The following is a 17,208-nucleotide window of genomic DNA, read 5'->3' on the forward strand; positions in this document are numbered from 1 at the left end:
ACCAAACAATATCTTTAATTAAGGGAAACGGGAAACAATATGCCGGATATCAGTATTCTTGTGGATATTGCAGATTATTATGATATCAGCATTCCTGAGATTATCAGTGGAGAAAGGAAAAGCGAGATGATGAACGAAGAAGAAAGAAAAATTGCTAAAACAATGTCAGATTATGCAACTACAGAGAAAGAGAAGATTTTTAAGGAAATGAAGCTCCAAAGTGTCATGGGAGTTTGTGCATTGGTTCTATACTGGATTCTGCATGAAACAGGTGCATATATGTATAATGATGTGTTAGGAAAGCTTGCCGGCTATTGTGAGACCTTGGTATCTGTGTCAGTCATAATGATGGCAGCATTTACGACAGGATCTTTAAGCAAGGTGCGGAGCAAGAGTAGGAAAGTTTTTGTGTTCGAAAATTTCCCAAAACCTATGCAATTAGTTGTAACTGCAGTTGTTGCTTTTGGTGGAGCTGCTGTGATCAATCTGGTACTGGTGTATTTTTTCGGCTTATAAGTATTTTCAAATTCGTATTACATACTATGGAAAAAGAACTTTTTGACATTTTCACAGATGCGTGCTAATATGATTATAGAAAAAGAGTGCTACCGATAGACGGTTAGTCCGTTTTACTATTTAGAATATCATCAAAGATAACCGCTTAGTTTACCAGACCAGGGCGGTTATTTTTGTGGTTTATGATTATCTTTGCCTAATGTATATCCGATACTAAAGCAGGTTAAGCCGAAGCTCACTACTGCTATGAAGTCAATAATACTCATTGGCTTAGCCCTCCTTTCCACTGGATTCCTTTACAGGTTTCTATGTAATCAGAGGGTCACAGGTCTCCGTTTCACTTCGGTCGTTGCAAAACGAGTGCACTGGCACTCTGCAACCCTCTGTTGAAGGACTAACCGCCTACCGTTATGGTAGCACCCATATTCTGATTATAACAGCTTGAAACTGTCGGCGTAATATGAAGTTGACAGATGAGAGTAGGGCAACTGTAGAAAAGAATCTTTTCGACCAGGGATTCCGGTGCCAAAACGGTGCCAAGAAATCAGGCAAATCAAAATAGGTGGTGCAATTCAGCCGTTTTTCACTATATTTTGGAGAGAAAACCATAAAAAATATGAGATAAAACGGGATTAAAGTATCGTGAAGGTGGACGTACTGTAGGATCAGGACGTGTTGCTACAATCATCGAGTAATATTCGTGATGGCATTGAGCCGTGCAAATAAGTAAATAATATCAGGGAAGAGTGCTTGCATTCTTCCCTGTATTTTTTTGCTTATTTATAGGGCAAAATCCCGCGATTGAATGAGTCAGTCGAAAAATCCCACGCTATATCTGATTTTTCTGAATCAAATAAATCTTAAGAGCAAGTTCTATTTCCGTATGTCTGGAATTATCTCTCAAATCAATTTCAAGTAAATCACAAATTTTCTGAAACCGATATTTCACAGAATTATAATGTAAAAAAAGCTTTTCAGATGCCAGCTTTAAATTCCATCCACAGTTGATGATAGACTGTAGTGTTTCAATCAGGTTTGCATGATGCTGGTCATCGTATTGCTGCAGAGGCTTTACATATTTATCACAGAATTCAATTGCCTCGTTATTGGATGAAATAGAAAATAATAAGCGATAGATTCCAATCTGATCATAAAAGAACAGACGGTTAAATTGCTGAATCTGATAGACAGTCTGGATGACCTGCTTTGCCTGTTGGTAGCTGTTGTGAATATTGATAATGTCATCTACATACATTCCAACTCCCATTGAAATAGTAAAAGGAACGGCGTTCAACAGACTGTGCTGGATTTGACTGAATGTATCTGCAAGGGTTTTACGGGCGCTGACAGGCAGTTTTCCAGTGATCAGAAAGGCAATAAAGTCACTCTGTGAATAATAAATAGTGGAAGGGAATGCCTGCTTGATATACTTAATAGAAGTATCAAAAATCTGGTCTGTATATTTCTGAAGCTTTTCATTTGTTCCGGTATCCAGATTACGCAGATAATACTTTTTAATATTGTTTATATCGATGATCGCAACAAATCCGCCGCCGTCCAGATTCCAGCCGTATAAATGGGCACGTGTATTGATCTCTTCACGTGTTTTGACGTTGTTAAGCATTAGATCACCTACAAAAGAAGAGTAATATTTCTCTTCGATCATCCGGTTACTGATTCGGATCTGCATACGCAGGATAATTACGATACTGGCATATTCAATCGCTGTTTTGTAGATATTGGAGTCAGTATCCGGATATGTCCGGTCAGAACGGTCAGAAAGAAGCATAATATATCCAAATTTCTGCTCTTTATTGACAACGTCGATACACTGATATTTTTCTCGGTATTCATTTAAAATAATTTCATATGATAATCCCTTCAGATAAAGACTATCCTCGCTTACATTTTCAGAAAAATATACTTTGTGGAAAACAGTATCAACATAGGCAGTCGGTTCCTGGATCAGAGTACTCAGTGTCTGCAAAATTTGATGGATAGAGCGGTCATTTATTGCCAGTTCCAGGAAACTCTCGTGAATCTTGGAAGATTCTTTTAGCTGCTCCGCCTGTTTGGATATAATTCCGGACAGGGTTGGATTGATAATGTCGGCAAATGCGTAGATTGCCGGACAGTAGATCAGTGGCAAAGCTTTTTCATCACAAAGTTTTTTGGCATTTTCCGGAATAACCTTTATGTACCGGTCCGATTTGACAATTAGTGCACTGATATTTCTTGACAACAGCTTGCTGATGAAATCAAGAAAAGAATTAGGCGTCTTTTCCAGGGCATAGGTCGTTGTGATCACAACTTCATTTCCTTTTAACCACTGGAAGCCATCCGGAGTATCAACGACGGTTACTGTGGAGATTTCTCTGTGTACACCGAGATTTCCGGAAATAAGTTTTAATCCCTTAATAGTTGGCAGTTGTAATAGTTCTTCGACAGTCATTTTTAGTCTCCTTGTAATAAAATTGTATCTTAAATACAAAAACTGATAAAATAATTATATCACAAATACAAAAAAATGATGTCGAATATAAAAAAATCAAGATAAATTTGTACATGATATATATAGAAAGCAAAGTTATTAAGTTGTAAACTTATCATCAACAAGAGGAAACTGGATAACAAAAAAGGAACATGAAAGAAGAAAGGAAGAGAGTATATGGATTATGTAGAGATTTCTAATTCAATGATCGTGTATTTGCTTTGTGGTATTACTGTAGCAATTGCATTTGTCCAGGCTGTTCTTTATATCCGAATGGCAAAGAAAATGACAGTGAAGGCAAACATTCCGGCAACAGTGCCGAAGACAGCATTCAGAGTCGGTCTCATTTCCGCAATCGGACCTGCACTTGGTGTATTTATCGTAATGGTTGGTCTTATGACTTCGATCGGAGGTCCAATGGCATGGCAGAGACTTTCCATCATTGGTGCAGCACCGACAGAGCTTACTGCAGCAACGCTTGGTGCTGAGGCGGCAGGCGCAGAGCTTGGAGGAGCTGGATTTACACTGAAAGTTATGGCTGTCAGCTGGTTCGTAATGGCACTCAACGGAGCCGGATGGCTGGTTGTAACAGGTCTTTTTACACCTGCACTTGAAAACTTAAGAACAAAGATGAGCGGTGGCGATTCAAAATGGCTGGTTGTAATGAGTGGGGCCTGTTCACTTGGTATCTTCGGTTATCTGGATGTCAACGAAATTGGTAAAGGATGGGGAAATGCAGCAGCCGTTGCCGGTGGTATTATCGGAATGGCAATCCTTGAAAAATTTGTAGCAAAGAAAGTTCCAAAAATCAGAGAGTACAATCTTGGTATTGCAATGATCATCGGAATGTTATTTGCAATCATCTATGATATGGCAGTTGGAGCATAGGAGGGTATGATTATGGAAAATAAAGAATTAATGTCAGAATGGAAAAAGAATAGTATTAGAATCGGTACTCCTACAAACCTGCTCGCAGCATTTACATCATTTATACCGGTTATCTGGCTGTGTATTACCTATAACTGCTGGCCGGATCCGAAAGTAGTACTTGCAGGATGGGGAATGGTTGCATTATCATTTGGTGCATTCTATGTTGTTGAACCAATTTCTTACTATGCAGCTCTTGGACTTACTGGTACATATTTAAGTTTCCTTTCAGGAAATATCGGTAACATGCGAGTTCCATGTGCAACAATGGCTCTTGAAACGACGGAGAGTGAACCGGGAACGCTTCAGGCAGAGGTGGCTTCTACAATGGCAATCTGTGGTTCTATTATTACAAACCTGATCGCTACAACAGCAGCTGTTTTAGTAGGATCAGCAGTTGTATCCGTACTTCCAGATGTTATTGTATCCGCTCTTACAAAATATGCAGCAGGTGCAATTTTCGGAGGAACTTTTGGAACCTATGCATTGAAATATCCTAAAGTTGCCATCTTTGGTATGGGACTTCCGCTTATCCTTAAATTTACGATCGCTCCTCCGGCATGGGTACTTATCGTTGTGTCTGTATTCGGAAGCCTTGGATTTGCAAGACTGTTATATGTAAAAGAAAAGAAAACTGCTTAGTGGGAAATGAATAAAAAGCAAAAGATTCATAGAGAAAAGAGGGAATAAGCATGAGTATGTGGAAAGAATGTGAAGGTTTACAGGAAGAACTCGTAAAAATACGAAGAGAGTTGCATCAGATTCCGGAATTTGGTTTTGATCTTCCGGAAACGCAGAAATATGTAACAGATAAATTGGATGAACTCGGAATTCCTTATAAATGTTCAGGAACAGACAGCAGTATCATTGCAGAAATCAAGGGTGGGCAGCCAGGTAAGACGGTTGCACTTCGTGCAGATATGGATGCACTTAAGATTACGGAGGCAAATGATGTCGATTATAAGTCCAAACATGAAGGTCTGATGCATGCCTGTGGACATGACAATCATATCGCAATGCTTCTTGGAGCTGCAAAAGTTTTGAATGCACACAAAGCAGAAATTAAAGGAAATGTAAGACTTCTGTTCCAGACCGCGGAAGAATTATCCAAAGGCGCAGAGATTATGATCAAAGATGGTGCAATGGATGGTGTAGATGCTGTATTTGGACAGCATATCGGAAGTATCATCAACAAAGATATCCCTGCAGGAAAGGTAATTGTTACTCCTGGATGCTGTATGGCGTCATTTGACAGATTTGTGATCCATGTAAAAGGAACAGGTTGTCATGGCTCTACTCCGGAAAAAGGAACAGACCCGATTACAATGGCGTCTCATATTGTAATTAACCTGCAGGAAATCATTGCACGTGAAGTTTCCGCAGTAAAAGCTGCAGTTGTAACAATTGGTTATTTCCATGGTGGTGTTGCTTATAATGCAATTCCAAGCGAAGTAGAAATCGAAGGAACGATCCGGGCACTGGAAGAGCCAATAAGACAGTACCTTGCAAAACGAATTGAAGAGATTGCAAAGAGTACAGCAGCAACATTCAGAGGAACAGCAGAAGTTGAGATGGACTGGGGAGCACCTCCGGTAATCAATAATGATGAGATGGCAGCACTTGTAACTGAAGCCGCAAAAGAAGTTGTAGGTGAAGAGGATGTTGTAAGTAAAGTTCCGGCACCAAATATGGCAGGAGAGGATTTTGCATACTACTTACAGAAAGTACCCGGAGCATTTTTCTTCCTTAGTTCTTCTAATCCGGTAAAGCATACGGATGTTCCTCATCATAATCCACACTTTAATGTAGATGAAGACGTGCTCTACAAAGGATCAGCAATGTTTGTAAAGATTGTAGAAGCTTATCTGAAGTAGTATAATAAAGCAAAAAAGGCAGGATAAGAGTATGAATGCACAGATGATGATTTTATTGTATGCGGTACTATTGTTTGTAGTGATCTATTTTATGATGGTAGTTCCGGGAAAGAAAAAGAATAAAAAAATGCAGGAACTCCATGATTCAATCAAGGTTGGAGATGAGGTTCTTACAATGGGAGGGATTATCGCAACAGTAAAAGAACGGGATGGTGAAATCCTTACAGTAGAGATTGATCCGGAAAAAGAAATCTGTATGAAAATTCTGGTCTATTCTGTATCTACGATTCGTAAATAAGAGCAAAGGGTGTTTTTCTGGTATATTATAGAAAAACACTCTTTTTAGTATGTTTGTGTACAAGAAAAACTGCCAGTAGCAGTTTTTTTGTAGTTTATAGTTTTTGGAAAATAATAAAAAATCAACCATGCTAAAAATGACCAAAATTCATTTTTTAATTATGAAATTATTGTGACTATTTGATATTGACCATCAGTCATTTTTTTGTATAATATTCTATAGAATAAAAATGTAAAGACAGGGAGATGATTATTGTGGTCAAAGCGGGAAAATGGATAGCAAAACACAGATTTATAATTTTGTTACTGGGGATACTGCTTTTGATTCCGTCATTTATTGGAATGGCGAAGACAAGAATTAACTACGACTTGCTCAGTTACCTTCCGGAATCACTGGAAACAGTAGAAGGACAGGACGTTATGGTGGATGAATATGGTATGGGTGCATTCGCTATGGTTGTTGTAGAGAATACGGACATGAAAGATATCCAGAAGCTGGCAGATCAGTTTAATAAGGTTGATCATGTCGAAAAAGTATTATGGTATGGTGATGTGGCAGATCTTTCACTGCCGATAGAGATGATTCCATCCGATTTGAGAAAAGCCTTCTACAACGGAGATGCGACACTGATGCTCGCATTATTTGACAATACGACTTCATCTGACGAAGCAATGAATGCAGTCGGTGAGATGCGTAAGATTGCCAGCAAACAGTGTTTTATTGCAGGTATGACAGGTGTTGTAGCCGATATCAAGAATGTAGCAATGAAAGAAGTCCCGATTTATGTTGTAATTGCGGCAATTCTTTCTTTTCTGGTGTTGGAAATTACCGGAGAATCCTTCCTGGTACCGATTTTTTTCCTGATCAGTATAGGTGTAGCAATTGTATATAATCTGGGAAGTAACATTTTCCTTGGCGAGATCTGTTACATTACAAAAGCGCTGACGGCGGTATTGCAGCTGGGTGTTACGATGGATTACTCCATTTTCCTGCTGAATAGCTACGAAGAGAACAAGCGCCGTTTCCCGGGAGATAAGAACCGTGCGATGGGACATGCGATTTCTAATACATTCAAATCCATTGTAGGAAGTTCTGTCACCACAGTAGCAGGATTTGTAGCTCTTTGTGTTATGACATTTGCACTTGGTCGTGATCTTGGTATTGTTATGGCAAAAGGTGTTATCATTGGAGTGCTTTGCTGTGTAACAATCCTTCCGGCAATGATTCTTATCTTTGATAAACCGATTGAAAAAACCAAGCATAAACCGCTGATCAAGAGCATGGATAAGGTTTCGACATTTATCACCAAACATTACAAAGTATGGATCGTTGCTTTCCTGATCTTGCTTATTCCTGCTATTTATGGCAATAATCATACAAAAATTTATTATAATATTGCACAGTCACTTCCACAGTCACTTCCATCAAATGTGGCAAACAGTGAACTGAAAGATGACTTTGATATGAGTACAATGCATATAGTTATGGTAGATAAAGACATGGATGCCAAAGAGAAAAAGGCAATGATGAGTGAAATTGATGATGTCAAAGGTGTAAAATGGACACTTGGACTTAACTCCATCGTTGGATCTTCTATTCCGGAATCGATGATCCCGGATGATGTAAAGAGTATGCTTCAGGGTAAGGATACCGAGTTGATGTTTGTATGTACCAAGTATGAGTCTGCAACTCCGCAGGTCAACAAACAGATCAAACAGATTGATAAGATTGTAAAATCCTATGATAAGTCTGGAATGGTAATCGGTGAAGCACCACTGATGAAAGACCTGCAGGATGTAACAGACATCGATCTGACAAGGGTTAACGTTATTTCAATCGCAGCAATCTTTATTATCATTTTGCTTATATTTAAATCCATCTCGCTTCCGATCATTCTGGTTTCGGTTATCGAGTTTGCGATTACGATTAATATGGCGATTCCGTTCTATCAGGGCAAGAGTCTTCCGTTCGTTGCAAGTATCGTTATCGGAGCAATCCAGTTGGGAGCAACCGTTGATTATGCAATCCTTATGACGACCAGATATCAGAAAGAACGTATGAAAGGCAAAAGTAAGAAAGAATCTGTTGCGATTGCACACAGAATCAGTATGCCATCGATCATTACTAGTGGACTGAGCTTTTTTGCGGCAACATTTGGTGTGACTTGTTATACACAGGTTGATATGATCGGTTCTATCTGTGAACTTCTTTCAAGGGGAGCGATCATCAGTGTGATCGTAGTACTGACTGTCCTTCCGGCAATGTTCCTGATCTTTGATCCGGTCATCTGCAGAACAACTGCTGGATACAGAGTGAAAAAAGATAAAAGTAAAACAGTTGTAGAGCCGACAGCATAGGCTCTGCTGAAAAGGGAGCAGGCTTAACTGATTGAAATCAGCAAAAAGCCTGTTCCTTTTTGCTGTCATACACTTAGAGAAAAATGGCATCTGAAGAAGCTTTTTGTACGTTGAAAATGGGAAGAAATGGCTGTGTACAGACCTTTCCAGAAAATAGAAGGTTGTTCTTTTGATTAAAATAGTATATACTATCTTAGTGTTACCCCAAAACATTCAAGAAAGGATTACATTTATGAAAATGCAGAAAAAACGAATCGTACAGTGCGGACTTTCTCTGATCTGTGCATTCGGTATCGCGCTGTCGGGGATGTCGGTACATGCAGAAGAGGTGGACAGCCTCGAAGATAAGACCAGTAATCTACAGAGTCAGTTGGAAGGGATCAACCAGGATCTGGTTACGATCAGCAATGAAATCGCTGAGACAGAAGTGAAAATTGAAGAGTCTAATAATGAAGTATTCCGTTTGGAAGCATCGCTCCAGATTTCCCGTAATAACGAGGAAGTACAGTATGCAAACATGAAGACTCGAATTAAGTACATGTATGAAAATGGTTCGGATACACTGCTTTCTATGATATGTGAAGCAAAAAGTATGGGAGAGTTCCTGAACCGTGTAGACTTTATCCAGAATATTACAAAGTACGATAAGGATATGCTGGAGAATATGGTGAAAGTACGTGAAGGTATTGAAGAGCAGGAGGCTGAACTGAAAAGCAGGCAGCAGGAACTGCTTGACCTGCAAAGCCAGCTGGACAGTGAACAGGCAGCGTTGCAGGCAAAAGCAGAAGAGACTTCGACAGACCTTGCCACGGTAAATGCACAGCTTGAGGCGGCACGTGCGGCACAGAAAAAGCAGGAGGAGGAAGCCCAGAGAAAAGCGGATGAGCAGTTGGCAAAAAAGGCACAGGAAGAGACAAAGCAGGCGTCAGCTTCCGCCGGAAATAATACATCTGCGGGCAATAATTCCGGGAACAGCAGTTCAGCGGGGAATAACAGTTCTTCTGGCAATAATAATCCTTCTAACAACAATTCATCGAATAATACTAGTTCCGATTCTTCCAATTCCGGAAGCGGTGGCTATGTGATCCCATCAGGCGGTCTTACCCCGTCAAAGGGAAGGATCTGGTATAATGGACATACCGAGACTTACTATTCTCAGAAGGTACTTCCGGGAGGAGGGCTTGCGATCCCAGGACGCCATATAGCAAGTGACGGAACAATCAGGGATGCCGATGGTTACATTGTTTTGGCAAGTGATGATTACCCGAGAGGAACAGTTGTAGAGACGTCACTTGGTGCTGGAAAAGTATATGATACCGGAAGTGGATCCGGAAATATAGATCTGTATACAGATTGGTAAAAGAAAAGCGGGGCAGTAAAGGACAAACCTTTTACTGCCCCGCTTTTGAATTTAATGGGATATGTATTTTCAGTGAATCGAAAAAGCATATTTTGCTTTGTACTGGAGAAGTCCGGTTACTGTGCTTCGTAGGTTGCCTTAGCGTCACGTATCAGCTTGTCGAATTTATCTGCATCCCATGCAGCACGTCCTGTAAAGAGTCCATGCAGAAGAAACAGAAAGGTATTTACTCACCGGAAGGATGGGCTCACTACAAAGGTACAGGTGAAGCTGCACCGGAGGAATAAAATGTTATAATTTGTTTATGGAATGAAGTCCTCTTGTGTGTTACAATATAAGAGGACTTTTGTTTTATAGAGAATAGTTGTCGAACGAAAGGGTGAAAACTATTAAAGAAAGGAAAGCGTTTACGGAAGAAAAAATTACAGTTCGGATGACAGATACATACCTGTTTGACTTTACGTTATAGCATACCTATTCGAAACTGGCAGGTTTTCTGACAAATATTCTGGGAGCAGCGATTGCTTTTATGGGAATCATCATGCTGGCTATGGGAAAGATAAAACCCGTGCAGATTATTTTTTATCTGGTGGCAGCGGTTGTGTTTATTGCGTATACACCATTGCTTCTGAAATACCGTTCTAAAAAGCAGGTAAAAGGAATTGAACGTTATCACGTTCCGAATGAAATGACTTTCAATGATGAAGGTATCCAGGTAGAGTTTGCTGATAAAAAAGAAACTTATGAATGGGAACAGATCCAGAAGGTAGTTACAACACCAAAGACAATTGGATTTTATTATGAGACAGAAAAGGCATTGATTGTACCAAAACCGGATTTTGGGGACAAGTTTGTACCGATTTTGACATTGGCAACAAAAAAATTCGGACCGGTCAGAGTACATCTGAGATAGTCTGTTATGTGGAGGGGAAAATGTTACAGGAAAGACGGAATCATATATTACAGAAAGTAACAGAAAATGGAAAAGTAAGAGTTGCGGATTTGAGCCGTGATCTGTCCGGTTAAGGATGTATACAAGATCATTACGGATTCGCAGATCAGTAAAGAGTATATCCGAAAAGCAGAGCATGAACAGATTCCACTTGTGATAGCCGGAAACCGGGAGCAATAATATGATATATGAGAGAATACAAAAGGGGCGCTTTTTAAAGCGCCCTAATCGATTTATAGCAAAAATAGAAATAAATGGAAAAGAAGAGACGGTCCATGTGAAGAATACAGGGAGATGCGCGGAACTTCTGGTTCCGGGAGCAGAGGTGCTTGTCCAGAAGTCTGAAAGTGCAGAGCGTAAGACTGGCTGGGATCTGATCGGTGTCAGGAAAGCTGACCGGCTGATCAATATGGATTCCCAGGTGACAAACAAAGTGGTACAGGAATGGATTGAAGCCGGGAGATGGTTCAAGGATGTGAAGGTCGTCAGACCGGAAGTTACCTATAAGAATTCCAGGTTTGATCTGTATGTGGAATATGAAGAGAAAAAAGCGTTTATAGAAGTGAAAGGGGTTACGCTGGAAGAAGAAGGCGTGGTAAGGTTTCCGGATGCACCGAGCGAGCGGGCGGTGAAGCATTTAAAAGAGCTGGAAGCAGCGGTACAGGATGGATACGAGGCGTATGTATTCTTTGTGGTCCAGATGAAAGGAGTACGTTATTTTACACCAAACAGACGGACGCACAAAGAATTTGCAGATGTTCTTGCGGAAGCAGCAGGAAACGGAGTTCAGGTGATCGCAAAGGACTGTTTTGTGACAGAGGATTCCATTGCAATTGCGGACGAAGTTCCGGTAGTACTTACCAATCCACAGCTTTATGAAGCACCGGAGCTGCTTGTGGAATGGTACAGAGAGCGGAAACGGGATCTGCCGTGGAGACATCATGTAAATGCCTATCGGGTATGGGTGTCTGAAATTATGCTGCAGCAGACGAGAGTGGAAGCAGTAAAGCCATTTTTTGAGCGTTTCATGACAGAGCTTCCAACGGTAAAAGATCTTGCTGAGGCACCGGAGGATAAGCTTTTAAAGCTTTGGGAAGGGCTTGGATATTATAACCGGGTACGCAATATGCAAAAAGCAGCGCGGAAGATCGAGGAAGAATACGCAGGAAAATTTCCGGAAAATTATGAGGAGATCAAAGCGCTTCCGGGAATTGGAAATTATACAGCAGGGGCAATTTCTTCTTTTGCCTATGGAATTCCAAAGCCGGCAGTGGACGGAAATGTTCTCCGGGTGGTATCAAGACTGCTGGCGAGCGATGCGGATATTATGAAAGCGTCCGTCAGGACAAAGATAGAAAATGCGATTGAACCGGTGATCCCAGAAGATGCGGCATCGGATTTTAACCAGGGGCTGATCGAACTTGGCGCGATTGTCTGTGTGCCGAATGGGGAGGCAAAGTGTGAAATCTGTCCTCTTACGGGAATCTGTGAGGCGAAAAGGCTGGGAATCCAGAATGAACTGCCGGTGAAGAAAAAGGCAAAAGCGCGCAGGATTGAGGAGAGAACCGTTTTGATTTTTAAGGATGGTGATCATGTGGCAATCCGGAAACGACCGGATAAGGGGCTGCTTGCAGGTATGTATGAGTTCCCGAATCTAGACGGAAAGCTTACGATGGACGAAGTAACCGCTTACAGTAAATCTATCGGGCTTGCACCGATCCGTGTGAAAAAGCTGCGGAATGCGAAGCATATTTTCAGCCATATTGAATGGCATATGACTGCGTATGAGGTGATCGTGGATGAACTGGAGAAGAACTGCAAAGAAGAGATGATCTTTGCACATCCGGAAGAAATACAAAAGGAATATTCCATGCCATCGGCGTTTAGTGCATGGAAGGTGAAATAAAAGAAGGACATTGCTTTTCGATTTTGCGAAATGCGATGTCCTTTCTTTGGATCAAACAAAATAATTATAAGTGTTTAAATCACCTGACGTGCAAGCCGTGGTGACTTTGCACCTTCCTGTGCATAAATTAGTGAGTACATGAAATATGCCATCACACATGCAGCAACTACATCCACTACGGAATGTTGCTTCAGGAACATGGTTGACAGAATGATCAGAATGCTTAAAACAAGAGATCCTTTCTGGATCAGTCTGGAGTGCTGAAGCTTCTCGCAATGGGAAATTGCGATGTAACAACAAATAGAGTTGTATACATGAAGACTTGGAAGCACATTCGTAGGTGTATCCGTCTGATAGATCCGTTTAACCAGCTCGATACAGAAGTTATCACGCGTAAATACTTCCGGCCTCAGGTTTAATCCGTTCGGAAATACCGTGCAGATGATCAGAAAAATGGTCATACCGCTGAACATGATTGCGGAGGCTTTGTAAAATCCCTGTTTATCATTAAAGAACAAATATCCCAGTGTGACTGCAATATAAGCAAACCACAGCAGGTACGGAATGATGAAATATTCACAAAACGGGATGTAGTCATCGAATATCGAATGGATTACAAAATAATTGTCGGTCACATGGCGTTCCAGATAAGTAAACCATGGAAAATAAATAAAAGCATATAGTAATACCCATGCATGGCTGTATGTATGCATCAGTGTCTTTAATTTTTTTAAAATATGACTCATGATAAAATCAGCTCCTTCGGGTGAAGATGTTTCTTTCTTGTTACTAGAGGTAGTATAACATTAAAAATTTTTCTCGACAACAGACTTCATAAAACATTCATATTTTTTTCTATTCTCTATTTTACGGAGAAACCTTCAAAGATATACATATCATATTTATTCCGTGCAGTTTTATAAGCTTTTTGATTGCGGAGTGTCCAGACTGCCATCGGAATACGGTACAGATAGTGGTTCAGCCAGACGGAAGGATTGCCGGCATCTGCAAGTTTATAAGAAATAAAGTCCGGACGACAGATCAGGTTGGTCAGCAGGAACTGTACACAAAAGCGCGCCAGAAAAGGATTTTCCGGATTCGTGCGAGTCAGGGCAGAAGAAAGCTGTCCACGAAGAACCTGAGGCGCATGCTTGTGAAACCATCGGATTCCAAGGGAGTTGAAAGACTGGACCATATAAGGTCCTTTATAATCCTTTAAAATATCCCATGCGGCAGGACAGAGCTTCATATTGCTGTCCGGAAGCTTCAGTTCAATCAGAAGAGGAACCCGCCCATTGACATAGCGAAGGACATCTGAAAAAAGTGGCATATGCTCCGAAGTTCCGGAAAGATGCAGGTGCTGTAGCGCATCAAACGTGGAACCCTCAACTGTCCCTTCGGCATTGCAGATCCGCTTTAAAGACTCGTCATGGAATACGACTACTTTTCCATCACGGGTGAGATGGATATCAAGTTCGATGGCAAGATTTTGTTTTACTGCCTCACGAAATGCCGGCATAGAATTCTCGGGAATCAGCCGGGAAGAATCATGTAGTCCGCGATGGGCATAATCCCGCTTGAGATAAGGGAGGATTTTGCTTCGGCGGGAAGTATTCGGCATGATCATATATAAATATAAGAAAAAACATACAACAACAGTTAAAAGAATCCAAAACAACAGCATAGAAAAGTCCCCTTCTTTTATGTAATAATTTTCAGTGTCTCAGATTCGAGAGAGAACGAAACATCCTTCTGGAGATAAATCGGTTCGCCGTCAGAATGTACCGGAAGTGCTATTTTTGAGTGTACTTCTGCTTTTTTACAGCGGAAGATATGTACGCCTGGAAGTCGGGTATGCTTTCCGGAAAACACAGTCGGCAGAATTGCAAGAGCAATAATTTTGGGAACATCTGCAATCACAATAAAGTCCAGCAGATCATCATCCGGTTTGGCATCCGGGCAGAATTTGCATCCACCACCTTCATAAGGAAGATTAAATGCAGAGGCAAAGAAAACCCGTTTAAAATGAAGACTTTTGGTATCGTCCAGAAGAATTTCCATCTCATCTGGCTGACAGCGGCGCAGACGGTAGAGTGAGCAGGCTGCATAGGCAAGTTTGCCCAGACCAAGCCGGTTAAAAAAGACTTTAACCCTGGAAATACAAAGTTGATGGCAGATAGCTGCATCGTATCCGATTCCGGAACTGACGGCAAAACGATGAACCTTGTCATGATAGTGCAATACACCAAGATTGATCTTGCGCGTCTGTTCAGAATGAAGTACCAGATCCAGAGCTTTCATGGTATCGGATGGAAGGGCAAGTCCCCGGCCAAAATCATTGCCAGAGCCGATCGGAATGTAACCGAGGGTAACCAGGCTTAAATTCTGCAGACCACAGATTACTTCATCCACACTTCCATCACCACCAAGTACAACGATCGTAACAGGATCCCCGGAGGCGGTAAGCTCGGCGGCAATTTCCGTTGCGTGATGCCGGTGATGTGTAAAATGGATCTGGTAATCTATATGTTCTGCTATCAGCTTTAATTTAATCTTTTCCCATAGTGCAAGTCCCTGACCCGAGCGGGCGTTAGGATTGGCTATAAAATGATACATAAAGTCATCCCTTCACTTCTGTAAATTTAGTTTCATTCTAGCATCGGAATGAGAGAATATTGTCAAAAAAACAATAAAAATGCAAAAATTTATTGAGGCAGAGTGTTAAAAGTGCTATTCTGGTACATGTGTTAAAAAATGAACATAAAATAAATGGAGGTAATACTGTGAAATTTATAAGACAATTCTTGATTATCATATTGATTTCTTTTGCAGGAGAGCTTTTGCATGCAATCCTTCCACTACCGGTTCCTGCAAGTATTTATGGCTTGCTGATCTTGCTGGCAGGTTTGCAGACAAAAGTAATTCCTTTGAAAGCAGTTGATGAGGCCGGTGGATTTCTGATTGAAATCATGCCGATGCTTTTTATCCCTGCAGGAGTAGGTCTGATGGTATCATGGGGAGACTTAAAACCGGTTCTTGTCCCGATTATGGTTACAATTGTAGTGACAACAGTGCTGGTTATGGGCGTGAGTGGAAGAACTGCTCAGTTTGTACTGAAGAAAGAGGAGAAGAAGGATGAGTAATATGCTGCATGGATCGACCTTTTTTTGTATGGCGATCAGTCTTTTTGGATATGAGGCAGGAATTTTTCTGCGTAAAAAGTTAAAAATTGGTATCTTCAATCCACTTCTTGTTTCGATTGTTTTTGTAATTATCGTGCTAAAAGTGACTGGAATTGATTATGATACTTATGATAAGGGAGCGAATGTACTGAGCTACCTTCTGACACCGTCTACAGTCTGTCTTGCAATTCCGCTTTATCAGCAGATGAATCTTCTTAAGAAGAATCTGAAAGCGATCATTGCAGGAATTACAACAGGTGTATTTGCCAGCCTTGCCGGTGTATGGGTATTTTCTATGTTGTTCCACCTGAAGAAGCAGTTCTATGTAACGCTTCTTCCAAAATCAATTACCACAGCGATCGGTATGGGAATCTCAGAAGAGCTTGGTGGAATTGTGACGATTACAGTTGCTGCGATCGTAATTACCGGGATTATTGGAAATATGTTTGCAGAGGGAATCTGTAAGCTCTGCAAAATTGAGCATCCGATTGCAAAAGGACTGGCAATCGGAACAGCTTCCCATGCTATGGGAACGGCAAAGGCAATGGAAATCGGAGAGATTGAAGGAGCAATGAGCAGTCTTTCTATTGCAGTGGCCGGATTGATGACGGTTGTAGGTTCATTGATTTTCTATCACCTGTATTAGAGAGGAGTGTGCAGAATATGGAGAAAACAATTATCTGTATCGGACGGGAATATGGAAGCGGCGGACATGAAATCGGTGAATTGCTGGCAAAGCGTACCGGTTATGCGTTTTACGATAAAGAGAAGCTGTTTGAAATTGCAAAGATGCGTGGATACGAGAAAGAAATGCAGGAGTATCTGGATGAACAGCCGGTGGACAGCCTTCTTTATTCAATCGCAATGAATTTTGCAGAACCGAAGAAGAAGCCATATCCATTTAAGCTGATTGAAGAGCTTGTGGAAGAAGGACCATGTATTATTATGGGAAGGTGCGCAGGTTATCTGATGAGAAACCGAGAAGAAGCTTTTAGTGTGTTTGTCCATGCAGATATGGAAACACGAATTGAACGCGTGAAAGAGCGTGATCATATTACAAGCAGAATGAAAGCGAAACGTAAGATCCAGGATGTGGATGAGAAAAGAAGCGCTTTTCGTAAGGATTATACCGGACAGGAATGGGGAATGTCGAAGAATTATGATCTTTCGGTCAGCACTACAGAGTTGTCCTATGAACAGGCAGCAGATCTGATTCTGTATTATAAGAAGATGACAGAAGAAGCTGACAGAGCTTAGAAGGTATAAAAAGAATATACTAGTTTGTTGAATCCAGAAATGGGAAATGACATGGCAGGTCATTTCCCATTTCTGGATTTTAGAGATA

General features: G+C 41.0%; 16 protein-coding genes. 12 read left to right on the forward strand and 4 right to left on the reverse strand.

Features of this window, described 5'->3' with window-relative positions; all coding sequences use genetic code 11:
• Window positions 1–39: 39 nt before the first annotated feature.
• Complete coding sequence (locus tag PG766_RS13895) at window positions 40–516, forward strand: XRE family transcriptional regulator (RefSeq protein WP_182438621.1); 477 nt, start codon at window positions 40–42, stop codon at window positions 514–516.
• An 829-nt stretch (window positions 517–1,345) separates the two neighbouring features.
• Here the strand turns inward: PG766_RS13895 and PG766_RS13900 are convergent.
• On the reverse strand, window positions 1,346–2,968 hold the full coding sequence (locus PG766_RS13900) for a PucR family transcriptional regulator (RefSeq protein WP_117824519.1): 1,623 nt from the start codon (window positions 2,966–2,968) through the stop codon (window positions 1,346–1,348).
• Between the two features lie 216 nt (window positions 2,969–3,184).
• Between PG766_RS13900 and PG766_RS13905 the strand changes: the two genes are divergently transcribed.
• From PG766_RS13905 to mutY, 8 genes are all read left to right on the forward strand, one after another.
• Window positions 3,185–3,895: a DUF5058 family protein gene (locus tag PG766_RS13905; protein ID WP_022219994.1), complete on the forward strand. Its 711-nt coding sequence runs from the start codon at window positions 3,185–3,187 to the stop codon at window positions 3,893–3,895.
• Between the two features lie 12 nt (window positions 3,896–3,907).
• Window positions 3,908–4,576: a hypothetical protein gene (locus PG766_RS13910; protein ID WP_022219995.1), complete on the forward strand. Its 669-nt coding sequence runs from the start codon at window positions 3,908–3,910 to the stop codon at window positions 4,574–4,576.
• Window positions 4,577–4,632: 56 nt separating this feature from the next.
• Entirely contained in the window at window positions 4,633–5,808 is a 1,176-nt protein-coding gene (locus PG766_RS13915) for a M20 metallopeptidase family protein (protein ID WP_117557451.1), read from the forward strand.
• A gap of 31 nt (window positions 5,809–5,839) precedes the next feature.
• A complete protein-coding gene (gene yajC, locus PG766_RS13920; protein ID WP_008373617.1) occupies window positions 5,840–6,106 on the forward strand; it encodes a preprotein translocase subunit YajC in 267 nt (88 codons plus the stop codon).
• Between the two features lie 245 nt (window positions 6,107–6,351).
• Window positions 6,352–8,463 (forward strand): efflux RND transporter permease subunit, encoded by a 2,112-nt coding sequence (locus PG766_RS13925; protein WP_270591041.1) that lies wholly within the window; start codon window positions 6,352–6,354, stop codon window positions 8,461–8,463.
• 232 nt (window positions 8,464–8,695) lie between these two features.
• The gene (locus PG766_RS13930; RefSeq protein WP_270591043.1) at window positions 8,696–9,823 is read left to right on the forward strand and encodes a coiled-coil domain-containing protein; all 1,128 of its coding nucleotides are present in this window, start codon (window positions 8,696–8,698) and stop codon (window positions 9,821–9,823) included.
• 529 nt (window positions 9,824–10,352) lie between these two features.
• Complete coding sequence (locus PG766_RS13935; RefSeq protein WP_270591044.1) at window positions 10,353–10,736, forward strand: YcxB family protein; 384 nt, start codon at window positions 10,353–10,355, stop codon at window positions 10,734–10,736.
• 220 nt (window positions 10,737–10,956) lie between these two features.
• Window positions 10,957–12,681 carry an A/G-specific adenine glycosylase gene (gene mutY / locus PG766_RS13940; protein WP_270591046.1) on the forward strand — a complete coding sequence of 575 codons (1,725 nt, stop codon included), beginning with the start codon at window positions 10,957–10,959 and terminating at the stop codon, window positions 12,679–12,681.
• A gap of 74 nt (window positions 12,682–12,755) precedes the next feature.
• Here the strand turns inward: mutY and PG766_RS13945 are convergent, their stop codons facing one another.
• From PG766_RS13945 to PG766_RS13955, 3 genes are all read right to left on the reverse strand, one after another.
• Window positions 12,756–13,427, reverse strand: a complete 672-nt coding sequence (locus tag PG766_RS13945) for a phosphatase PAP2 family protein (RefSeq protein WP_117824525.1) — start codon at window positions 13,425–13,427, stop codon at window positions 12,756–12,758.
• A 116-nt stretch (window positions 13,428–13,543) separates the two neighbouring features.
• Entirely contained in the window at window positions 13,544–14,365 is an 822-nt protein-coding gene (locus PG766_RS13950) for a glycerophosphodiester phosphodiesterase family protein (RefSeq protein ID WP_070098648.1), read from the reverse strand.
• A 17-nt stretch (window positions 14,366–14,382) separates the two neighbouring features.
• Window positions 14,383–15,297, reverse strand: coding sequence for a diacylglycerol/lipid kinase family protein (locus PG766_RS13955; RefSeq protein WP_117824526.1), 915 nt, complete (start codon window positions 15,295–15,297; stop codon window positions 14,383–14,385).
• A 167-nt stretch (window positions 15,298–15,464) separates the two neighbouring features.
• Between PG766_RS13955 and PG766_RS13960 the strand changes: the two genes are divergently transcribed.
• From PG766_RS13960 to PG766_RS13970, 3 genes are read left to right on the forward strand one after another with little or no spacing between them, the layout of a single operon-like run.
• Complete coding sequence (locus PG766_RS13960) at window positions 15,465–15,824, forward strand: CidA/LrgA family protein (protein ID WP_022220001.1); 360 nt, start codon at window positions 15,465–15,467, stop codon at window positions 15,822–15,824.
• Window positions 15,817–16,509, forward strand: coding sequence for an LrgB family protein (locus PG766_RS13965; protein WP_117559267.1), 693 nt, complete (start codon window positions 15,817–15,819; stop codon window positions 16,507–16,509). The genes PG766_RS13960 and PG766_RS13965 overlap by 8 nt, the downstream gene beginning before the upstream one ends.
• Before the next feature lie 17 nt (window positions 16,510–16,526).
• Window positions 16,527–17,120 (forward strand): cytidylate kinase-like family protein, encoded by a 594-nt coding sequence (locus PG766_RS13970; protein ID WP_117559265.1) that lies wholly within the window; start codon window positions 16,527–16,529, stop codon window positions 17,118–17,120.
• Window positions 17,121–17,208 lie beyond the last annotated feature (88 nt).

The sequence above is a fragment of the Coprococcus sp. LG101-27 genome, assembly GCF_027695515.1.
In the GTDB taxonomy this organism is placed as follows: domain Bacteria; phylum Bacillota; class Clostridia; order Lachnospirales; family Lachnospiraceae; genus Allocoprococcus; species Allocoprococcus comes.